The sequence below is a fragment of the Undibacterium sp. Ji49W genome (assembly GCF_049340205.1).
Taxonomy (GTDB): domain Bacteria; phylum Pseudomonadota; class Gammaproteobacteria; order Burkholderiales; family Burkholderiaceae_D; genus Undibacterium.
The window spans coordinates 172,715-195,265 of record NZ_JBMPOW010000007.1; the positions used below are offsets into that span (position 1 = coordinate 172,715).

The following is a 22,551-nucleotide window of genomic DNA, read 5'->3' on the forward strand; positions in this document are numbered from 1 at the left end:
ACATTCTTTAACCCCGTTCAGACGGGGTTTTCTCTTGCTTCCCTGTCTATCGTTGCCAGTGGCGACTATAATGTTGTTCAGGTAGACACAAGTAAAGAATTGATCATGACAACAGTAAAGCAAAAAATCACGGACGCGTATCAACGCTGGCACCTGCGCCGTTGGGCAATGGGTTTCCTTGGTTTGCTGTTATTGCTGGTGGTGTTGAGCTGGGCCTTCCTTCCTGGCCTGGTCAAACGCATTGCTACCGAAGAAGTACAGCAGCAGATAGGTCGCAAGCTGGAGATGACCGATATCCGCTTTTCACCTTTCCGCCTGGCGCTGACGATAGAGGGCCTGAGCCTGTATGAAGCCGACCAGCGCACCCCCGCAGTCAAAGTCAAAGAACTGGTGCTGAACCTGTCCCTGGCATCCCTGTTCCGTCAGGCGCTGATTGTTGATGAGGTCAGGGTCACCGAACCGTATGTACATATTATCCGCACTGCGGGGGAAGGCTATGGACGGTATAACTTCAGCGATATCCTGGACAAAATTGCAGCCATGCCCAAGAGCGATTCCCAGGCACGCTTTTCACTGGCCAACCTGCAGGTGGCAGACGGCAAGATAGATATCGACGACAAGGTCGTCAAGGAACAATTCAAGGTTGAAGCGCTACAGATTGGCGTGCCCTTTGTGTCCAATTTCCCGAATCAGGTGGAAAGCTTTGTCGAACCCATGCTGTCAGCCAAAGTGAATGGATCGAATTTTGTCCTGAAGGGCAGGGCCAAGCCATTTACCAGCAGCCTGGATACTTCACTGGCGATAGACCTGGATAAACTGGACCTGACCCAATATCTGCCGTATGTGCCGGTAGCGCTGCCGGTACAAATCCAGAGCGCAAAATTGTCGACCAAACTGGATCTGATTTTCAGCCGCAAGAATGCCCACCCCGAATTATTACTTGCAGGGGATGTGCATCTGGATGAGCTACATGTCAATGACAAGTCAGATGCACCTTTGCTGAAACTGGCCAGCCTGCATGCACAAATCAAGCAAGTCAATGTCATGACGGCCGCAGCCAGTATCAGCAAGCTGGAATTGTCAGCACCTGAAATCTGGCTGGATATCAATCAGCAGGGCCAGTTGAACTGGGCCAGCCTGGCGACTCCGGCTAATGCCAACACCCCAGCCACCCCGGTCACCCCAGCCAAAGACAGCAAATCAAGTAACAAGAGTGCCGTAGCGCCAGTGGTGGCTGCTGTTTCAGCATCGTACACAGCCGTGAGCGCAACAAAGCCGGTCGCTGCCGTGCAGCAATTGGCAGAACTGCAGTTGTCAAAAGGGATGTTGCATTTCCGTGATGCCAGGCACGCCAATCCTGCACAGACCGTCAATCTGAAAGACATCAGCCTGACAGCGCGTGGTTTGTCGTCTGCAACTGACGCCAAGGCTGCCGTGTTCAAGTTTGCACTCAACGGCGAAAATGATGAAAGCCTGAAACTGGAAGGCGAGATGCAGCCGCTGATTGGCACGGCAAAAGCACAACTGGCTTTAAGTGCATGGTCCTTGGCTACTTATCAGCCTTTGCTGAGCAATTATTTACTCGCGAGCGTCAGCGGTAAATTTGATGTGAATGCGCAATTGCAAGTGCAAAAAGGCCTGGTGCAAGTCGATGATCTGGGTATGAAACTCAGCCAGTTCGCCATCAAACCCAAGTCTGCCGACGATGGCAGTTTCAACCTGAAAGCATTGACGGTAGATAAACTGACCCTGAACATGGAAAGCAAGCAAGTCAATATAGGCAGCGTACTGTTCGACGGCCTGGTGACGGATGTGCGACGGGACGAGCAAGCCGTATTGAATCTGAAGAAATGGCTGAAATCCAGCGCTGGTAGTAGCAGTATCAGCAGCAGTGCCAGTGGTACTAGTAATAGTAGTGCCAGCGTCACCCCAACTGCACCTCTAGCAGCAGATAGTGCTACAGCCAGCAAGGCTGGCACGACAGCTGCGGCCGTCTGGAAAGTTAATCTTGCCAGCCTGGATTTCAAGGACAGTGCTGTCAGCTTCAACGATAAATTCATGTCGCCAGAAGTAAAGATAAAACTGGATGCCTTTAATCTGCATGCAGAAAAACTCAGCAGTGACATGTCGCAGCCGGTCAAATTGAATCTGGTGACGAATATAGGGAAAAAATCCAGGCTCAGTCTGGATGCGACAGCCTCCGCCCAGTTGAAAAATATCACAATGAATCTGGATGCCCAGGGCTTGCCGGTATCCGCCTTGTTCCCTTATGTATCGCCGTATGTGAATGCGGCGCTGACACGTGGGCGTGCAGATATCAAAGGCAAACTGAATCTGAATAATGTGCTCGACAATAGCAGGCAGATCAATTACGAAGGCATGCTGGCGCTGAATGATTTCCACCTGCTGGAAAATGGTGCCGATGAAGATTTCCTCGAATGGAAAAATATCGCTATGGAAGGCATCAGCGCCCAGATCGGTGGCGACAAACAACTGGTGACCCTGAAAAAACTGGCACTCAATGATTTCTATGCACGTGCCATCCTGTCTGCCAAAGGCAAGCTGAATATCCAGACCATACTCAGCACCAAAAAGGCCGATGCGGAAGAGGGTGAGGCTGCCGTGTCAGCAGCGCCAACAACGCCCGTGGCACAAGCAGATGATGCCGCAGCCAAGCCCGTTACCAGCAAGACTGCCACCACGACGATTGTCACCGTACCTTTGCCAGCCAAGCCGGAAAAAGCCAATCCCGTCGTGATACGCATAGCCCAAACCACGCTAAAGGGCGGCAATGTCAACTTCACCGATAACTTCGTCAAGCCGAACTACAGCGCCAACCTGACCGGGGTTGCCGGTACCATTGGTGCAATTGCCTCTGACAATCCACAACCCGCCACGATAGAATTGACTGGCAAGGTGGATGATGATGCCCCGCTGGTGATTTCCGGCACCCTGAATCCGCTATCCAATCCTGTCTTCATGGATGTCAAAGCCAGCGCCAACGGGCTGGAACTGACCCGGCTGACACCGTATGCCGCCAAGTATGCTGGCTATGTCATCGAAAAAGGCAAGCTGTCCATGCAGGTGGCTTACCGCATAGAAAACCAGCAATTGCAGGCAGAAAATGACGTGCGCCTTGACCAGCTGACCTTTGGCGAACGGGTAGAAAGCCCAAGTGCGACCAAGTTGCCAGTCATGTTGGCAGTGGCCTTGTTGCGAGATAACCAGGGCCGCATTGCCATCAACCTGCCGATCACCGGCTCTTTGTCTGACCCACAGTTTTCCGTCGGCGGGATTATCTTCAAGGTATTTGTCAACATCATCACCAAGGCCGTGACATCGCCGTTTGCCTTGCTGGGTTCGATGTTTGGTGGCGGCGAAGAACTGGCCTATACCGAATTTTTACCCGGTCAAACCAGCTTGACGCCTGCTGCTACTGCCAAGCTCGACAATCTGGCCAAGGCACTCAAAAACCGTAGCGGCCTGAAGCTGGACATCATAGGCCGTGTCGAACCGGCAACGGATTCGGATGGCATACGCCAGATCTTGTTACTGCAAAAAATGCGTGAACTGAAATGGAAAGACGTGCACCAGAAAGACCGTACCGTCAAGAAAGACGATATCGTCATCACGGATGCAGAAAAAGCCAGGTATGTAGAAGAAGTCTATCAGGCAGAAAAATTCACCAAGCCACGCAATGCCATCGGCATGGCCAAGACCCTGCCAACCGCAGAAGCTGAAAAAATGATACTCGCCAACACCCAGGTCACCCCGGATGCCTTGCGCAGCCTGGCACAGAAACGGGCCGATGCCGTGCGTGATTATCTGGAAGATGTATCAGGTGTCGAGCGTGAAAGGCTGTTCCTGATCGCCCCTAAACTGAACGCCGATGGCATCAAGGACAAGGGTAGTCCGAACCGGGTGGATTTTAGTTTGAAGTAACTTGCACTTGCAGCAACGCGGGAGCGCTGTTGATAGTCATTGCCCCCGCTGCACGCCAGTCACCGCGCTACACGCTTGTACGACCCTTCCTTATTCCAGACTGGCAACGCGGCATCGTTAGCAACTGCATAGCCCAGATTTAAGGTAAATTGCGCCTGTTGTACCATGCCGCTTAAATCCCATGCTGGGTTGTAACGGTCGCGCGGGGTATGGTAGTCTTTTTTGAACGCTTTCATTTGTGCTGCTTCTTGTTCTGCATCATGATCGAAGGCAAATGATCCATCACCAGAAAATACGGCAGAACCCACATTAAATGCCGGCACACCCGCCCGCACAAAGTTGAAATGATCGGCGCGAAAGAAGGCACCCCCTAAATCAGGAACAGATGGTGCAATGCGTAAGCCCATTTTCTTTGCAACGGATGTGGCGCTGTTAAACAGGCTGCTGTGCTCACTGCCTGCTACGCCGATGTCCTGCGTTTTGCCGACAAAATTCATGCTGTCCAGATTGAGATCAGCCGCAGTTTTTGCCAGTGGCCATAAGGGATGTTGAACGTAAAATGCGCTGCCAAGCAAGCCCGGTTCTTCTGCAGCAGGCCATAAGAAAATCTGTGTGCGTTTCGCCGGGTGCGTCACCGCGGCCTGCGCCATGGCCAGCAAGGCAGCCGCACCGGAAGCATTATCCACTGCGCCATTCCAGATTTGGGCAGGTTTGCCGGGTTCTTGCACCATGCCCAGATGATCCCAGTGTGCGGAATACAGCACTGCCTGATCTTTCAGTTTTGCGTCCTTGCCAGGTACCATGCCGATGACGTTTTGCTGCTCCACTTTACGTACGGTGCTGCGCAAGCTGACGTGAATCCTTGCATCGATTGCGACAGGTTTAAATTCACGGGTTTCAGCCTGTGCACGCAAGGCATCCAAATCCTGTCCTGCCGCAGCGAACAAGGCTTTGGCACTATCTTCCTGTATCCAGCCTTCCAGTGCATTGCCGCTATTGTCGTTGTTGCCATGCTTGCCAAGACTAAAGCGTTCGTGGCTGAAAGATGTTTGTGGCACGTTCCAGGCATAGCTGGCTGACGGCGTCGTGTGAATCAATAGCACACCTGCCGCACCTTGCCGTGCGGCTTCTTCAAACTTGTAGGTCCAGCGGCCATAATAGGTGAGGGCCTTTCCGCCAAAACGGTTTGGCTCTACTGTGGTCGGCTGCGGGTCGTTGACCATCATGACCAGCAATTTGCCTTTCAGGTTGACGCCTTTGAAATCATCCCAGCGTTCTTCCGATGCGCGCACACCGTAGCCGACAAACACCAGCGGCGCATCGAAATCATTGTCGGCTTTGCCGTTGGACGAACCGTACACAATGTCAGCCCCCAGAACTGGCGAGAGTGTGCCCTTATTTGTTTCAAAACGAAGTTGACTGCTGCCAAGCGTTTGGCTACCGACCAGCGTCACAGTTTGGCGATAGCCATTTGCGCCCGGCATCTGCACCAGACCCATTGCTGCCGCTTGTGTTTCAAGATAGCGCACTGCAATATCACCGCCGCGTTGCCCGGTACCGCGTCCTTCCAACAAGTCGTCAGATAAAAATGCCAGATGCGCACGCAAGGGTGCTTCTTGTACTTGCTGCGCCTGAGCCGCATGGCTGGCAATAGCAAAATTCAAAACCATACTGGATATGGCGGTCAGCATGAGACGCATCAGAACTCCTATAAAATCGTTTAATTTGACGCCAGATCATATTACAAAGGCGGTGTTTTTTTAAACAACGGCATCAAGTCCCCACAAAAACAGGAAAACAGCTATTTTGTAGTACCAGTCATTTGGGCTTGCGCGCGATACAGATCATCAACATGCCCAAAAAGCGATGCTGCTGTTTATTTACTGCTTACCTTGCGGCAATCATAATTTTGATTGCTTGGCGAACATGTGAATAATTATTTCAAAAAATACATTTATTTTGGAAACAAAAAGAAGGATTTAAGCCCTGACTTGTTGCCGATGGCTCGTTGAATGATGATTATCCTGATAATGAACAGGATTTATTGTTGTTTTGCGAGTAATCTTGATTTATCCTGAGACCATCCGTTTTACCTATCGCAATAAGGAGTAACAATGACCTCTGCAACGCTCGCCAATATTCTGTATGTGGAAGACGATGCTGACATACAAACCGTGGCCCAGATAGCGCTTGAGGTTGTTGGTGGTTTCAGTCTGAAAACCTGTAGCTCTGGTGCACAGGCCATCACTGAAGTCAGTGGTGGATTCGTACCAGACCTGCTGTTGCTGGATGTCATGATGCCGAACATGGATGGCCCGACCACGCTGGCTGAATTGCGTAAATTGCCGGGCACCCAGACCACGCCTGTGATTTTCATGACCGCCAAAGTACAATCCACCGAGATGGAATTTTATAAGTCCCTGGGTGCCATAGGCGTGATTGCCAAACCGTTTGACCCCATGGAACTATCGACGCAGGTGCGTAAGTTATGGCAGGAGAAGCCGTAGATGTCAGACAAAAATGATAGCCTGCAAGAAAAACTGCGTGCCCTTGAAGCCGTTTTTTTGCAGAAACTACCGTCAAAAATACAGGAAATCCTGAGCACCTTGCAGGCAGTCCAAGACCGCCCGGATGACAAGGAAGCCATGATCGTCCTGCACCGGCACTTGCATACCATGGCGGGTTCCGCCGGGACGTTCGGTTTTGCCGAAATCGGTTCGCAAGCGCGGGTTTTTGAATCCGTACTGAAGCCGCATCTGGAAGGCAAGCCATGGACTGTGGAAGAGCTGAACGCCTATTCCACCGACATGAATAAGTATTTTGACTATGCCCTGAAGCATGACACCACCCCAGTGAATGGCGTGGCCGAGAGCGTGCAGGAAGAAGACCGGCATGTCAGCGACCCCCACCTGATTTACCTGGTGGATGAAGACGAAGCGCAAAATCAGGAAATTACTGATCAGCTTGAACACTTCGGCTATGAAGTCGTGCGCATGAACCATCTGCGGGCATTGGCTGCGGCAGTGGCCACCAGACGCCCGCATGTGATTGTGATTGAACTCAGTTTCCCTGAAGGCAAGGTTGCTGGCGCAGAAGAAATCGCCCGCATCAAACAGATAGAACGCTTCCGCATTCCTACCGTGTTCGTTTCGCGTTCCAGCAGTTTTGATTCGCGTTTGCTCGCAGTGCGTGCCAGCGGTGATGGTTATTTTACCAAACCGGTCGATGTGGTAGCTCTGACCGAGCGCATAGAAGGCATTTTGCAGCTCAATGAAAACAAGAGTTATCGCGTGCTCATCATTGATGATGATGCCGTTACCTCGAAATTTTACGGTGCGATTCTGCGTGATGCCGGCATGAATGTGTATCTGCTGAATGACCCTACCCAGCTATTGACGGTGATGACTGATTTTCGTCCCGAACTGGTGTTGATGGATGTCTATATGCCGGTCTGTAACGGGGTTGAACTGTCACGCATGATACGCCAGGACAATTCCTATGTTGATGTCCCTATCGTGTTTTTGTCCAGCGAAGCTGATCGTACCAAGCAACTGGATGCCGTACGTGCCGGTGCCGATGATTTCATCACCAAGCCGGTCGCACCAGAATATCTGAAATCATCACTGTCCAGCCGTGCAGAGCGCTATCGTTCCCTGCGTGCCCTGATCATGCGCGATGGTTTGACTGGTCTCTACAATCATACTGCCATCAAGGAACAACTGGCCGCCGAGATATCGCAAGCCGGTCGCAATGGCGCACCATTGGCGCTGGCGATGATAGACCTTGATCACTTCAAGGAAATTAATGATACCTATGGCCATCCAGCCGGTGACCAGGTTTTGCGCACGCTGGCACGCCTGCTGCGGCAGCGCCTGCGCCGCAGCGATATCGTCGGACGTTACGGAGGCGAAGAATTTGCCGTGATCTTCCCGGACACCACTGCGACCATGGCGCGCAAGGTACTGGACCAGGTAAGGGTCGCATTTACCAAGATACAGCAGCATTGTGAAAACGGTCATTTCGGAGTCAGTTTTTCAGGTGGCGTGGCTGATCTGGAATCAAGCACTGACGCCGACGAATTGATTGATGCCGCCGATGCCGCCATGTATGTATCCAAGCAAAGTGGCCGTAATCGCATCAGCATGGCTTAAGTCTTTGCCGCTGAATAAAACGGGCTACCATCGCGGTAGCCCGTTTTAGTATGAAATGTGCGTGCAATAGCATTTAATATTTGTTTCTTCTGCTTACATATTAAAAAAGCAAGTGCAGTCCACGTCAGTGTACACTGGAGCATCTTTATCGTTGTCCAGGTTGATCAGTGTTTTCCAATTTTCTTGCCGGCAATCCTACCGTAGGTGCCATGTTGATGCTGTACCTGTTGCTGGCTTTCGCGAGTGTAGGCGTCGGCAGACATAGCGCGCCCCAGAGCCAGTTGCGTAAGCAGGTGAATGCCTGGTGGTTTATTTTCCCGGTAGTCAGCCTGAGTCTGTTTTTATATCCCGTTGGCCCTTTGCTGATGGCCCTGCTGATCGTGGTGCTGGCGGTGCGTGAATTATCGCTGCACTATACTGGGCCACGCTGGCGCTTCCTGCTATCTTGCCTGGTGCTGGTGTTGCTGCAAGTGGGCCTGCAATATGTTAATGTATTTGATGCCCGTCTGATTTTGCCCGCCTTGTTATGCCTGCAAGCCTTGCAGTTCTTCATCTGGCGGCAGCGCAATCAATTGTTGCTGATGCTGTTTCTGCTGCTGTGCTATGGCCTTAGCTTCATGCTGAATTTATTGACTTTGCCATTTTCAAATGAAGTCCGGCTGGCCTGGTTTTTTTATCTGTTTGTCGTCACTGCCCTGAATGATATCGCGCAGTTCGTCAGTGGAAAAATATTTGGCAAGCAGACCATCGCCCCCACCATCAGCCCGAATAAAACCCTGCAAGGCTTAATAGGTGGTGTGGTGGTGTCCATGCTGGTATCGACCGGCCTGGGCAGTTACCTGCATCTGGCGACCCCCTTATATTTACTGTTGATGGGCATCTTGCTGTCGGTTGGCGGTTTTGCCGGTGACCTGATTTTTTCAGCAGCCAAACGCTATCTGAAGATCAAGGATTTCTCTGAACTGATACCAGGCCATGGCGGCATACTGGACCGGGTAGATAGCCTGGTACTGACTGCGCCATTGCTATATCTGGGCTTGCTGTTTTAAAAAACCAGCACTTACAAAAAATTATAGCTAATGAAGGACAAGGCATGACAACACAACTACAAACCAAATGGCTATGCAGTGAATCCGGCTTTGATAGCCAAAGCAGCCGCGGCGGCCACGATGGTCACGATGGCACGCGTTTGTTTTATCGTATCTGGAAGCCCCTGGCGATTCCCGCAGAGCAGTCACAAAAACCACAGAAAGCACTGATATTTTTACACCGTGGCCATGAGCATTCTGGCCGCATAGGCCCGCTGGTTGAACAGTTTGGTTTTGTGAATGACTGGGCCTTTGCCTGGGATGCACGTGGCCATGGCAATTCGCCGGGCGAGCGCGGTGATGCGCCTGATTTTCAAACCATGGTGCGTGATTTTGACAATTTCATTAATCACATCAGCAGCAACTATGGCATCGCCAAAGAAAACATGCTTATCGTCGCCAACAGTGTGGGTGCGGTAATCGCTGCAACATGGCTGCATGATTATGCCCCGCGTGTGCGTGGTGTGGTCATGGCGGCAGCGGCATTTGACATCAACCTGTATGTGCCGCTGGCAAAGCCTGCACTGCGTTTTGCCACATGCTTCAAGCCGGATCTGTTTGTTACCAGCTACATACGTTCGTCCATGCTCACCCATTCGGCAGAGCAGGCAAAAGCTTATGATGCTGACCCGCTGATCACCAAGAATATTTCTGCCCGTGTCTTGCTGGATTTGGCCGATACTGCCAAGCGCGTGGTACAGGATGCACAGGCGATCGATGCACCGGTACTGATGCTGGTTGCGGACAAGGACTATGTCGTCAAACAAGCACCGCAAAAGCAGTTTTATGACCGTATTTCTTCGGCGCTGAAGCGCTATGTAGTAATAAAAAATTGCCACCATGCGATTTTTTACGAGAGCGACGCTCAGGTGCAGCAAGCCACACAGGAAGCCAGGGATTTTATCGTCGCATGTTATGCACGTGATTTACCACCTTTGCAGCAATACTTTAAAGCTGATACACAAAGCCAGAGTGCACAGCAATACCTGGCGCTACAGCAGGGCAAGCTGGGTGGTGCACTGGAAAATGCTTTTTATGGCCTGCAAAAGTTCATGCTGAGCCATCTGGGCAAGCTCAGCAATGGCATGACTATTGGCCTGCAACATGGTTTTGATTCTGGCGCATCGCTCGATTATGTCTATCGCAACCAGGCCGGTGGACGCCTGCTGATAGGCGGCATGATAGACCGAGGCTATCTTGATGCCATCGGTTGGCGCGGCATACGTCAGCGCAAAATGCAGATGCAGCAGACATTATCTGATCTGATACAGCAATGCCCGGCAGACCAGCCTGTGCGGATACTTGATATTGCTGCCGGTGGCGGCCGCTATGTGCTGGAAACTATCAAGCGCTTTCAGAACCGTGATATAGAAATCAGCCTGCGGGATTTTGACCAGGCCAATATGGATCAGGCGCGCCAACTGGCGGAACGTCTGCAATTGAAAAACAAGATCAGCTATCAATGTCGCGACGCCTTTGCCGGTACCAGCTATCCGGCAGAAGAAGGGCCATATGACATCGTCATCGTATCTGGCCTGCATGAATTATTCAGCGACAATGTGCTGGTGCTGGCGTCATTGCGTGGCATACAGCAGCAATTGAAAATCGGTGGTCACCTGGTATATACCGGCCAGCCCTGGCATCCGCAACTGCTGATGATCGCCAAAACCCTGAATAATCACCGGGGCCAGTCGTGGCAGATGCGACCAAGGCCGCAGGCAGAAATGGATGCCCTGGTGGCCAGCATAGGTTGCCGCAAAGTGGCGACCAAGTTAGGTATTGCCGGGATATTCAGCGTGTCGGTGGCACAGCGGGATGCAGCAATGCCCGTTTTATCCGATTAAACAAAGTCCATAGCAAGAGCAGCAGGACGATGCCCAATACTGCATTCAGCCAGACAGCAGTCGGTTGAAAGGCGACCAGCAGGGCCAGCACACCAAAGGCAAAAGCGCGGTCGCTTTTGCCCATGGGGCCATCAAAGCGACGGGTTGACCCTGCCAGCAAAGCTGCCACGCCGGCAAATTCCACCAGCAGCGCCAGCATGGCAACAGCAATAAGCAGTGGCAGGTGGATGCCGCTTACCAGTGCAAAAGGCAGGACCAGAGCTGCATCCGACACTTGGTCAGCCACTTCATTCAGGATGGCACCAAAGGGCGTTTTTTGCTGCGTGAAATTGGCCAGCATGCCATCTATCGCATTCAGGGCCATACGCACAAACATGAATACCGGCAGGCACAACCACAGTCTTGCATCCTGTGGAAAGCATGCCAGCGCAATGCCATAGGCGATGGATAGCAACATCGCCAACACTGTGATCTGGTTTGGGGTGATCCGCCGTTTTGCCAGACCCTTCAGTACAGGTTGCAGCAGTTGCTGGAAACGGGGTTTCAGTTGGTAGATGGAAAAGCTCATTGTCTGCTCATTGCTTGCTTATTGCCTTATTAAGGTCCCTTGTGACATGTACAGTTTGGCCAGCACTATACATCGGCTGTAACCCATGGCGCAATGCAGGTAAACCGTCTTGCCACCCTCCATTTCCGCACGCATGTACTGCAATATCTCACGCACGGTATCAGGTTCGGTTGTCAGCAAGTCCATCAATGGAAAATACCGGTAAGTGTGGGCGCGCAATGCCCTGGTTTCGCTTAGTTCATTGGCCAGATCGATGATGCTGCAATCTGCCGGTAACTGGCTGGCTTCCACATTGCTGAGACGGCGGCCCACCCATAATTGTTCTGTCAGTTTAATGACTACCGGCTTGTGCCGCTCACGCCAGACAACCGCTTGCCAGGTCAGCCTGTAACCCAGCAGGTAAGGCGCATACATCAGCCATATCCACCACGGATGTTGTCCCTCACGTTTGTGCAGAAAATTGCGGTCACGCCGGAAATACGCGAGGCTGACCAGCAGCAGGCTGCACATCAGATACAAGGCCAGCGGCAAATGCCAGGCCAGTACACCGGTAGACAGTAAGGCACACGCCATGACCAGATAGTAAAAAGCGACATGCGGCTCTTTTTTTCGGGGAGTAATCATGGTGATGCAGAAAAATGCCAGCAAGGCACCACCCACCAGGTCCAGCGAATGGTGCTGATAAGTGAATAGGGTGGAAATTGCTGTCAGCGTCAGCCAACTGGCTAGCGCGACGCGCCCGGGAGTGGAACGTATATGCGTGTGTAGGGCTTGCCAGAATAGAATGCAATAGCTGACATGCAGCGATGGTAACTGGTTATACGGCTTGTCCATCAGCGTCAGCGACGCATACAGATAGGCACACCAGGACGACTCGATGACCGGTCTGGGCCAGCTGAATTGCAGCGGGTAGATCACAAACAGGATAGCCGCCACCACCGTTGCCAGCAACAGGCGCTGGCTGATGACGCGCAATTCATCCTGCGTCTTTACCATGAAAAACACCAGGCAAAAAAACACGCCCGAACTCAGGTAGGGCAGGATCATCCATTGCAAAAATGGAATGCTCGCCTCAAATGGCAAGGCGGCATGGCGCACTATGCCTTGCTGTTGAGCCAGCAAATTGGCAGTCAGGTAGCACAGTGCAAACGTCAAGGCATTCAGCAGCAAATGACGCAAGCGGTGTTGCACAGTTGCAGGTAGGGACGGCATTTAAGGTGCGAATAGTCTTAACAGTGTGCTATTTTAGCAGTATGAATCAAGTTAAAAAATATAAACGCTGCATGGTATTGGCAGGCGGTGGGTTTCGTTTTGGCATTTATCTGGGAATGTATGCGGCTGCCGTTGAAGCAGGCCGGGCACCCGATATCTTGCTGGCAAGTTGCGGCGGGGCACTCGCGGCCAGCATTATTGCGGGTTTGCCGGACGATGCACAGCGCAAGGCCTGGCTCAGTTCCAGGGACATGTACCATTACTGGGGCGGTCTGACATCATCACCCAGGGCAGGCATAGTCCGTACCCTGGCCCTGGCCGCCAAGCGCGGTTTCATCCGCGATTCAGCCACCGTCATCCCCGATCTGTTCAACGAATACCTGTTTGAAGTTCCACAAGAGCTGCCACTGCCACAGGTCGCTGTCGGTGAACAGTCTGTCGCTACTGCCATCATTGGCGGTAAGCTGTTGTTTGATGAAAGCGAAGCAGGGCAGCTGCGCGGCCAGCGTAAACTGTTTGCCGAAACCGTGTTTTGTGACCCCAGGGCTGCGTCCCTGCTGGCGGGCATGCCGTCCCCTCTGGCTGACCCGCGCTGGGGCGAGCATGCCATCTCCGACGAATTGCTGTGCGACGTGAATACCCCCACCAGTCTGGCAGCACGTATTTCGATTACCGACATGTTTTACTTCCGCTGCCATGCACACACAGATGGCAATTATTTTGGCGGCGTGCTGGATTTATTCCCCATCGAAGTGGCCAGAACCCTGGCCGACGAAGTGATGATGGAATTCAAGCAAAGCTTCGACCAGGCCTTTTCCATCCCTGCCTGGCGTACCGTGCTGGGCCTGGATGGCAATGCCCGCCTGCGCTACGTCAATGGCCAGCCAGTCGATGTGCGCATCGATACCTCAGATGTGGCAACCGTGCTGGACAAAGAAGCCGTACAAAAGAAACTGGATTGGCTACAAAACCGCATCAGCCTGCAAATACCCAAAGATTACGCCACCTATGTCGCCTATATGGATGCCCAGTGGCAGTACGGCTATACACGCGGCATGGAAGCCTTTACCCGGCAGACTGCCTATGACGAAGCCAGTATCCGCAATAGTGACAAGTACAGCCGGGGCTGTGCATGAACATCATGATCGTGGGTGGGACCAGCGGCATCGGTCTGGCCCTTGCACGTTACTACCTGCAACGTGGCGACAGGGTGGCAGTATGTGGCCGTGACCTGCAACGGCTGCCCGCTGATTTGTACGGCGCAGCCGGTTTGCTGACTTTTCAGTTCGACATTGCAGACCGCGCCGCGATGGCACTGGCCTTGGAGGACTTTGCCGTGCAGGGCCTTGACCTGGTGATCGTCACCGCCGGCATCTATTTCAATACCCGCAGCCACTTGCTGGATGAAGCCACAAGCCTGCGCATGTTGCAAACGAATGTCAGTGGCCTTAACCATGCGTTTGAACTGGCCGCTGCCAAAATGTTAAAGCAAAAATCTGGTCAACTGGCGGCCATTTCATCCATCGCCGGTTTGCTGCACGATTATCCCGGTGCTTCGGTCTACAGCGCCACCAAGCGCAGCGTGCTGAGCCTGTGTGACACCTATCGCATGGCGCTGAAACCATTTTCCATTGCTGTGACTGCGATAGTGCCCGGGTATGTGGATACTGCCAAATTGCGGGCATTGAATGAGGGGGATGCCAGTCATAAGCCGTTTATTATGTCTGAACAAAAGGCAGTTGGCGTGATTGTGGATGCGATTGCAGGGCGCAAGGACAGGCTGGTGTTTCCATGGCAAATGAAGTGGCTGGTTGGGGTGTTGAATTTATTGCCGAGGTGGGTGTTGAGGGTGAGGAAGTAGGGGCATTGCAAATATATAGACAGATTGCAGCTTGCTCGGATGGGGGCGGTTTTTCACGATAAGCGGCAATCATAGCTTTGTCGCTCTAGCGAAAGCTGGAGTCTGCCGGGTTTGATCACTGGGGCGATTGTTGTCTATTGGCCCAATTAAAATTCCATCCCCTTCAAGGGGAGGGTTAGGGTGGGGATGGGTATCTTTCGATAAGCAGCAATCATCATATCGTCGCTCCAGCGAAGGCTGGAGGCTACCGGGCTGGCGCTCCAGTGGCGTTCGTTTTATGCTGCGTCGTTAATTGCCCTTCGTGGATGCAAGCCGGGTTTGGGATGATTAATGGCAATCATAGCTTCGTCGCTCCAGCGAAGGCTGGAGACCACCGGGCTGGCGCTCCAGTGGCGTTCGTTGCATGCCGTACTTTGATTAAATGATTGCCCTTCGTGGATACAAGCCGGGTCTCGGCCCGGCGGCCGAATTCCTTTCTTTGCTTCGCCAAAGAACGGAATCAAAGAAAGGCGACCGCAGACTCGCCCTACGGGTGCTTACGCTATGCTTCAGCATAATTTGTGCGTCACAAAAAATGGGAAAGCTTCGAAACTCGCCTTCGGCTCAAACACGAAGCTTTCTGATCCATTTTCTGTGAAGCACAAATTACATCGTCCCAAGCGGATTAGAGTCAACATCAAAAACAACCAAAACGTCAAAGGCAACAGCAACCCCAACACCATCGTTGATTAACGGCATTCAGATAAATATGCGTTACGGTTGTATTGACGTTGCTTTTGACGCTGTCTTTGACCTTAATCCGCTTGGGACGAAGCCATTTGTGTAGTGCAGAAAATGGATCAGAAATGACCGATGTCTGAGCGAAGCGAGTTGCGGGCATTTCCCATTTTTTGCACTACATAAATGGGCACTCCCGCAGGGAGCGAGTCTGCGGTCGCCTTTTCTTTGGATACTTGCTTTTGGCGACGCAAAAGAAAGTATCTCGGCTGCCGGGCCGAGACCCGGCTTGCATCCACGAAGGGCAATAGATTTAACCAAAGTACGGCATGCAACAAACGCCACTAGGCTCCAGCCTACGCTGGAGCGACGGTACTACGATTACCGCTTATCGAAAGATACCCATCCCCACCCTAACCCTCCCCTTGAAGGGGGAGGGAATTTCAATTGGGCCAGTAGACAACAAACACAGCCGGGATCAAGCCCGATAGACTCCAGTCTTCGTTGGGGCGACGATACTATGATTGCCAGTGATCAAAAGAAGCGCATTTCCATCCCAAGCTGTTCATAGCAGCTTGCAAACCGTCAGGATGGAACAAGCCCACCTTACTCACTCACCTCAACCACCCGCCCATTCAATGGCTGCACCGGACGTGCATTCATTTTGTACAGTTTGTGGAAGGCCGCGATCTGGCTGCTGGACAGTTCGACCGGTTGCTTCAGCACTTGCCAGCGCACGCCGTCGCTGCATGGCGGTGTTGTCAGGGAACCAGTGAATTTGTAATACGCGCGTTTTTCTGGCAGTACGGCTGAAGGGTCGAAGCTGCTTAAAGGCGTTGGTTTGCCTTCCGCTGGCAAGGCAGCAAAGATAGGTGCCAGGGTGGCATTTTCCTTGCCCTTTTTAAACAGCACGGCAACAACAGACAATTTGCCGTCTGGCAGTTTGTGGACGAAATGCGCCACCATCGGGTAGTTGACGCCGTTGATTTTTTCTTCGCTAGGCGTATGGAAGTGAAATTGCAGCAGATTGGCTACGTCATCGCCGGTTTTAAGACTGCTGCCAACAGGCAGGCTGACCTGGATGGTGTGACCATTGTTGATCACCTCTGCGCTACTGCTGGTGTATTTAAAATCCAGAGGCTGCAAAGCCGCTTTTTTGGTTGTGCTATCAATGATATTGATAGGGGATTGTTCTTTACTGATTTTGCAGGCGCTGTTGGCTTCATCCAGTTCGGACCAGTGTGCCGGTGCTGTTTTACCGTCGTAACTCCAGTGAGGCGTATGCGGCTTGTCGTCGGCCTGAGCGGCGTTGACGGAAAAGACCAAAAGGCCAGCCATTGCTGTATTGATTATTTTATTCATTTTTTCTCTCTTTTCTCTCTTTTCAGAAGTTGAACAAGGGTCCAGCAGTTGCTCAGAATAATAACAAAAATTAATGATATTGCATTATTAAAAATACAATTAATTTAAAATTCATCCCAATCTTCAGTTTTAGAAGCTGCGGCAACATTGCCTGTTTTTTCTTGTTTGAACGAATGGTTGTTCCCTTGCAGGCGCTTTACCTGACTACTTTGGGTAGCACGCTTTCTTGCCGGTGCCGGTTCAATACGACGATTTGTGTTTTGAGACGCCATGGATTCAGACATATTATCTGGCACTTTAAAGACGCTGACCACCTGTACAAGCATTTGCGCCTGCTCTTCCAGAGAAGCTGCAGCTGCAGCTGCTTCTTCAACCAGGGCCGCATTTTGCTGGGTGACTTCGTCCATCTGTGTTACTGCATCATTAATTTGCTCGATGCCAGAGGTCTGTTCCTGGCTCGCCAGGGTCATCTCGCCCATGATGTCGGTGACGTTCTTGATGCTCGATACGACAGATTCCATCGTAGAGCCGGCTTGATCAACCAGGCGGGACCCAATTTCCACCTGTTCTACGGAGTCATTGATCAGGATTTTAATCTCTTTTGCAGCTGCCGCTGATCGTTGTGCCAGATTGCGCACTTCGCTGGCGACCACTGCAAAGCCGCGCCCTTGCTCACCAGCACGAGCTGCTTCAACGGCAGCATTCAAGGCCAGAATGTTCGTCTGGAAGGCGATGCCATCGATCACGCCAATAATATCAACAATTTTTTTCGATGAAGTGTTGATTGAACCCATGGTGGTGACCACTTCTGTCACTACAGCACCACCTTTGACGGCAATTTCCGAGGCTGAAATAGCTAGCTGGTTCGCTTGTCGGGCGTTGTCCGCATTGTGTTTGACAGTGGAAGTCAGTTCTTCCATAGACGAAGCTGTTTCTTCCAGGGAGCCTGCCTGCTGTTCCGTCCTTGAAGACAGATCCAGATTGCCGGTTGCAATTTCAGCCGTGGCTGTGTTGATGGTGTCGGTGCTGCTACGTACCTTGCCGACAATGTCGACAAGATTTGCATTCATCTCTTTTAAGGCTTGCATCAGCTGACCGGTTTCATCAGTCGAATTGACCTGAATTTCACTGGTTAAATCACCCTTGGCGACTGTTTTTGCCAGATTGACTGCAATATCTATTGGGGTGGTAATCGATCGGGAAGTGAACCATGCGACGGCAGCACCAAATACAACAGCAAGTGCGCTGATGGAAATCATCAGTATCAATGCGGATTGGTAAGCGTGTGCCGCCATTTCCTCGTCACTCTCGCTTTTCTTTTCCTGTAGACTGATGAATTCTTGAATCGCATCTTGCCATTTTGTATTGGCTGGAGCCACATCCTTCAATAGAAATTGAATCGCTTCTTCTTTGTTGGTGTGTACCATTTCAGAAAACTTGTCATTCAGGGCTCTAGCAGCAATTTGGTCTTCTTTGATTTTGGCGACAAAGTTTTTTCCCGCTTCGTCGAGCGGCATTTTTTCCAGTAAAGAAAATGCGGTGTTATAGCGTGCTCTGGCATCATCAATTTTTTTATGTTCTTGCCGGGCCGCAGCTTCATCTGACATCAAGGCTATCGTTCGTATTACCCTTGATACCACATGAACGGACTTTGACATCTCCTCCAGCGCATTCATTTTTTTGACATTGACAGTCACGACATGATGCAGAGCTTGATTCGACTGCTGCATGCCATGAATCCCGAGATATGCCACGCCAATCAACATAAGCAGTACGAGCGCAAAACCCGCTCCAAGCCGTGTGCCGATAGGTAGATTTGACAGTTTCATAGAGTCTTTCGAGTGTATTAAATGTAAAGTGTGGTATTGCTTACTGAGCTTGTGTGTCAGTTTTCTTTCATGTGTGTGGTTATAATTTTGTTTAATTGTTTTGCTGACTTCGCGATGGCACCAAGTAGTGCACTGTCGGTTGCAGGTTTTTGTAAAACATCGATGATGCCAGGCAGACTTAGTTCCTGGCGTGTGCCTCTGATTTCATGGGCCGTAAGAATGACAACAGGTAGCCCGGGTGCAAAAATTCTTAGTTGTTCCAGTAAGGCAAAGCCCGACATTTCGGGCATATTTAAATCCATGACAATGCAGGATGGTGCACTTTTCTCCAGGCTGGACAGAAAATTTTCACCCGAGTGAAAAGCGTGTGCTTCTAATCCAACCGACCGGAATAACCGTAGCAGGGCACGACGAATACCTTCTTCATCGTCAACGATCGCAACCCAAGCATTATTATTTCTCATGGGAATTATATTAAGCGACGGTGCGTATCCATGATATAGGACCTTGGTCCTATATCATGGTGGGGATGACTAGAGTTGGTGATGATTAGATGCGGGAATCAGACTTTTTCCGAAAAATTATTAAAAACATTATTACTGGATGGAAAAAGTCTTGGAAAGGCTGACTTGCCAATTACAGCAACTTGACTTCAGATTTTCAGACGTTCTAATTGGTAGATGAGCGCAGGGATCGATTTTGCTTCCATCTTCGTCATCACCCTTGCCCGGTGAATCTTGATCGTTTTTTCTGCTATACCCATGTTCCCTGCAATTTGCTTATTGAGCTTGCCTTCAGCCATATGCAGCAGCACTTCATGTTCGCGTGGTGTAAGTCCGGCCAGGCGCGTCGAAATTGCGTCGCGTTCTGCGCGCACCTGCCGGGCTTGCTGGTTGCGGGCGAGGGCGGTTTGTATGGCTGCCAATAATTTATCTCCATCAACAGGCTTGGTGAGAAAATCGTGGGCGCCATTTTTCATGGCCTGTACACCGCTATCTATGCTGCCATTCCCTGTCAAAAATATGATGGGCATATCGCTAGCTTCTTTGACCAGGAGTTCCTGAAGCATCATGCCAGTCATACCTGGCATACTGAGGTCCAGTATCAGACAACCTGGCGTAGCGGCATTGCCACTTGTTAGAAAATCTTGCGCCGAATTAAATGTTTCAACTTCAAGACCCATGGATGTGATCAATCGCGACAAGGCTTTCAAGATACTCTCTTGATCGTCAACTATAAAAACACGCGTACTCAAGCTCATATTAGTCTTTGCTTTGACTTGGCAGGTTGAAATGGAAGCTGGCACCGCCGGTCAGATTATTTTCGCACCATAGCTGGCCGCCTTGTGCTTCAACAATGTTTTTGCAAATTGACAGGCCTAAACCCATTCCGCTTTCTTTTGTGGTGTAAAAGGGATCGAATAATTGGCTTATGTTTTCTTCCGCAATGCCTTTACCTTGGTCAGTAATGCTGACCATTAGCTGCGTTAGTGAAACCTGCCTGGACTTTATGGAGATTTTCCTGTCTCCAATTGCAAGTTGGGAAACTGCATCGCAGGCGTTCATGATCAAATTGATGATGACCTGTTGCAATTGCACCGGGTCGGCAATAAGCTTGGGGCTCGCCGGGCTTAGTTCTGTTAACACCGTAATTCCACGGTTAACGAGATCATTGCGCAACAGGTGCATGACTTCCATGATCAGGGTATTGATGTCTACGTCTTGTTCAATCTGCTCGGTTTTCTTGAAAAGCCGCCGCAGACGTTGAATGATTTCACCTGCACGTTTGTCTTCATCGACTATATCCTGCAAGATTTCACGCACTTCATTCAGGTCTACATTTTCATGCTTCAAAAATCGTTGTGCTGCCTGGGCATTGCTAAGGATCGCTGTGAGTGGCTGATTCAATTCATGGGCCAGTGCGCCAGATAATTCACCCAGCGTTACGACGCGGGACAGATGCGTGAGCTCTGCACGTTTTTGTGCCAGTTCAAGTTCTGATTGTTTGCGTTCGGTGATATCCAGTAGCACACCACGTGTAAATTTTTCTTTCTGCAGTTCGTCAACTTCCACTTGCCATACGGAAGAAACCCAACGAATTTTTCCATCTTCTAACATGAGGCGAAACTCCGCCTGATAACGTAGTTTTTCATTGATGGTGTAATTACTTGTTAGTTGGCCTATCTGCTCTCTGTCGGATGGATGGATGCGTTTTAGAACATCGCTTATACCCAAGCGTTGGTCAGGAGAAAATCCAAAGATAGCTCGCCATTTTGTTGAAGCCCAAACCTCATCTCGCTCCAGGTCACGCACCCAGACACCGAGGTTGGCAGCGTCACTGGCCAGAGTGAGGTTCTCCTGGGACTCGTGCAAATCGGTCTCGGTAACATGCAAGCGTTCATTCAGTTTTTGCTCACGCTGTCTGCGTTCGCGTTCTATGGCTGTGATATCTCTGACGATGGCAATGACAGAATCATCGTTATTGGGTGCTATTCTGGCTTCAAAGACTATTTCTTCGCCAGTAATGGTATCAGTCGTGAATTGAATTTCCTGAACATGTTGGTTTTTGTACGTGTTTTCTACTGCTTGCATCAAGTGACTGGCAATGTCAGCAGGAAATACATCGGATAGATTTTTATTTAGCAGTTCTTTTGGGGCTTTGAACAGTAGCCCGGATTTTGGGGCGTGGACATCCAGATACTTTCCGTCGTGGCCGATGGTAAAGATCAGATCAGGTATTGCTTGTATTAAGGCACTGTTTTTTGATTCACTTTCACGCAATGCGATTTCAGTTTGCTTGCGCTCTGTTATGTCTTCACCTACCGCCTGGAAAGAAACGAGTTCGTTCCTTGCATTGAAAAATGCCTGAGTGGTCCATCGGTGATAAGTCAGGTCACCATCAGCTCTGTGGTAAATAACTTTGCTGGTTTTAAATGCATTGTCGGGCGTCAGCAAGGTGAGTTCCGATTTTACAATTTGCTGATCGTCAGAGGGCAGAAGATCAAAGAAATTCTTACCCAGCAAATCAGATTTTGTCGAAGAAACAGCATGTGCAAATAATTTGTTGACGTAGGTCAGACCACCGTCTGGTAAAAATGTGACGACAAACAGAGGCATGTTTTCGGCCAGGGTACGGTATTGTTTTTCACTATTCTGCAAAGCCGTTTGCGTGCGTTTGAGCACCGTAACATCTGTTGCCAGTGCAAAAAAACCCTGTACGACACCATCCACTTTGTGCGTAATATATTGTGCCCAGGTATATCCTGTTTCGCCGTTCGCTTTCACCAGTGTACGTTCGAATTGCTGGTCCATGCCTTTTAAAGCACCATTGATATACGCAATATTTTTTTGAAATAACTCAGGGCCTAACAAGTCTTGCATATGGATGTTGCGCATCTGCTCGATGCTCTGACCAAACCAGGTCAGGTATTGCTTGTTTGCAAATGTGCAACGCAAATCGGATGTCCAGTAGGCGAGCATGCCGGGGATGTTGTCTGCAATCAAACGTTTGAATTGTTCATTATCGGGTAAGGGCATTCCGGCTTCTTGCTGTTGACTGATATCTGACAGGTAAATACTGACCCACGTCGATTGCGTGCAGGTAGCCAGTTTTTGAAAGTTGAATTGCAACAACACCGGCGTTTTGTTAGCCCGTATTACACGTAGCTCATGTTGCGGTACCTCACCCATTGAGATGACTTGCCGACAAACCTCGGTAAACACGATGGCATCAGTGTCGTAGAGATAGCTGCAAAGATCAGTATTCAACAATGCAGAGAGGGAGGTGTCAAACAGAGTTGCAGCAGCCATATTGGCCTGCTTGACCAAACCATCAGCAGAGATGGCCAGATGTGCTTGCTGTGAGTTGAGGTAAAAGTCATGATGCAGATCTGCTTTGCCAGTTGATGCGCTGGTATCCTGGCAACCTGCTATTTGTAGCGAGTTGTTGGCAGTGGCGTCGGTCTGCACAGTCATTGG

General features: G+C 50.7%; 15 protein-coding genes. 7 read left to right on the forward strand and 8 right to left on the reverse strand.

What is annotated here, in order from left to right; all coding sequences use genetic code 11:
• Positions 1–105: 105 nt before the first annotated feature.
• The gene (locus tag ACO0LK_RS10750) at positions 106–3,942 is read left to right on the forward strand and encodes a DUF748 domain-containing protein (RefSeq protein ID WP_422974870.1); all 3,837 of its coding nucleotides are present in this window, start codon (positions 106–108) and stop codon (positions 3,940–3,942) included.
• Positions 3,943–4,001: 59 nt separating this feature from the next.
• Here the strand turns inward: ACO0LK_RS10750 and ACO0LK_RS10755 are convergent, their stop codons facing one another.
• The gene (locus ACO0LK_RS10755; protein WP_422974872.1) at positions 4,002–5,642 is read right to left on the reverse strand and encodes a M28 family peptidase; all 1,641 of its coding nucleotides are present in this window, start codon (positions 5,640–5,642) and stop codon (positions 4,002–4,004) included.
• Positions 5,643–6,056: 414 nt separating this feature from the next.
• Here ACO0LK_RS10755 and ACO0LK_RS10760 point away from each other — a divergent pair, with 414 nt between their 5' ends.
• The 4 genes from ACO0LK_RS10760 (at position 6,057) to ACO0LK_RS10775 (ending at position 11,025) form a co-directional block, all read left to right on the forward strand.
• Positions 6,057–6,449 carry a response regulator gene (locus ACO0LK_RS10760; protein ID WP_422974874.1) on the forward strand — a complete coding sequence of 131 codons (393 nt, stop codon included), beginning with the start codon at positions 6,057–6,059 and terminating at the stop codon, positions 6,447–6,449.
• A complete protein-coding gene (locus ACO0LK_RS10765; protein WP_422974876.1) occupies positions 6,450–8,093 on the forward strand; it encodes a diguanylate cyclase in 1,644 nt (547 codons plus the stop codon). It abuts the gene before it with no gap.
• 167 nt (positions 8,094–8,260) lie between these two features.
• Positions 8,261–9,142, forward strand: a complete 882-nt coding sequence (locus ACO0LK_RS10770; RefSeq protein ID WP_422974878.1) for a phosphatidate cytidylyltransferase — start codon at positions 8,261–8,263, stop codon at positions 9,140–9,142.
• A gap of 44 nt (positions 9,143–9,186) precedes the next feature.
• A complete protein-coding gene (locus tag ACO0LK_RS10775; RefSeq protein WP_422974880.1) occupies positions 9,187–11,025 on the forward strand; it encodes a bifunctional alpha/beta hydrolase/class I SAM-dependent methyltransferase in 1,839 nt (612 codons plus the stop codon).
• Here ACO0LK_RS10775 and ACO0LK_RS10780 read toward each other — a convergent pair.
• Positions 10,973–11,593 (reverse strand): CDP-alcohol phosphatidyltransferase family protein, encoded by a 621-nt coding sequence (locus ACO0LK_RS10780; protein ID WP_422974882.1) that lies wholly within the window; start codon positions 11,591–11,593, stop codon positions 10,973–10,975. The two genes, ACO0LK_RS10775 and ACO0LK_RS10780, sit on opposite strands and share 53 nt — an antisense overlap.
• Before the next feature lie 18 nt (positions 11,594–11,611).
• The gene (locus ACO0LK_RS10785; protein ID WP_422974884.1) at positions 11,612–12,805 is read right to left on the reverse strand and encodes a phosphatase PAP2 family protein; all 1,194 of its coding nucleotides are present in this window, start codon (positions 12,803–12,805) and stop codon (positions 11,612–11,614) included.
• A gap of 41 nt (positions 12,806–12,846) precedes the next feature.
• On the opposite strand from ACO0LK_RS10785, the gene ACO0LK_RS10790 reads away from it, so the two are divergent.
• The gene (locus tag ACO0LK_RS10790) at positions 12,847–13,941 is read left to right on the forward strand and encodes a hypothetical protein (RefSeq protein WP_422974886.1); all 1,095 of its coding nucleotides are present in this window, start codon (positions 12,847–12,849) and stop codon (positions 13,939–13,941) included.
• The gene (locus ACO0LK_RS10795; RefSeq protein ID WP_422974888.1) at positions 13,938–14,666 is read left to right on the forward strand and encodes an SDR family NAD(P)-dependent oxidoreductase; all 729 of its coding nucleotides are present in this window, start codon (positions 13,938–13,940) and stop codon (positions 14,664–14,666) included. The genes ACO0LK_RS10790 and ACO0LK_RS10795 overlap by 4 nt, the downstream gene beginning before the upstream one ends.
• Positions 14,667–15,989: 1,323 nt before the next feature.
• Here the strand turns inward: ACO0LK_RS10795 and ACO0LK_RS10800 are convergent.
• The 5 genes from ACO0LK_RS10800 to ACO0LK_RS10820 form a co-directional block, all read right to left on the reverse strand.
• Positions 15,990–16,745 (reverse strand): carbonic anhydrase, encoded by a 756-nt coding sequence (locus ACO0LK_RS10800; protein ID WP_422974889.1) that lies wholly within the window; start codon positions 16,743–16,745, stop codon positions 15,990–15,992.
• Between the two features lie 104 nt (positions 16,746–16,849).
• Positions 16,850–18,574, reverse strand: coding sequence for a methyl-accepting chemotaxis protein (locus ACO0LK_RS10805; protein WP_422974891.1), 1,725 nt, complete (start codon positions 18,572–18,574; stop codon positions 16,850–16,852).
• Between the two features lie 56 nt (positions 18,575–18,630).
• Positions 18,631–19,038, reverse strand: a complete 408-nt coding sequence (locus ACO0LK_RS10810) for a response regulator transcription factor (protein WP_422974893.1) — start codon at positions 19,036–19,038, stop codon at positions 18,631–18,633.
• A gap of 188 nt (positions 19,039–19,226) precedes the next feature.
• The gene (locus tag ACO0LK_RS10815; RefSeq protein ID WP_422975046.1) at positions 19,227–19,835 is read right to left on the reverse strand and encodes a response regulator transcription factor; all 609 of its coding nucleotides are present in this window, start codon (positions 19,833–19,835) and stop codon (positions 19,227–19,229) included.
• A 1-nt stretch (position 19,836) separates the two neighbouring features.
• Positions 19,837–22,548 carry a PAS domain S-box protein gene (locus ACO0LK_RS10820; protein WP_422974895.1) on the reverse strand — a complete coding sequence of 904 codons (2,712 nt, stop codon included), beginning with the start codon at positions 22,546–22,548 and terminating at the stop codon, positions 19,837–19,839.
• Positions 22,549–22,551: the final 3 nt, after the last annotated feature.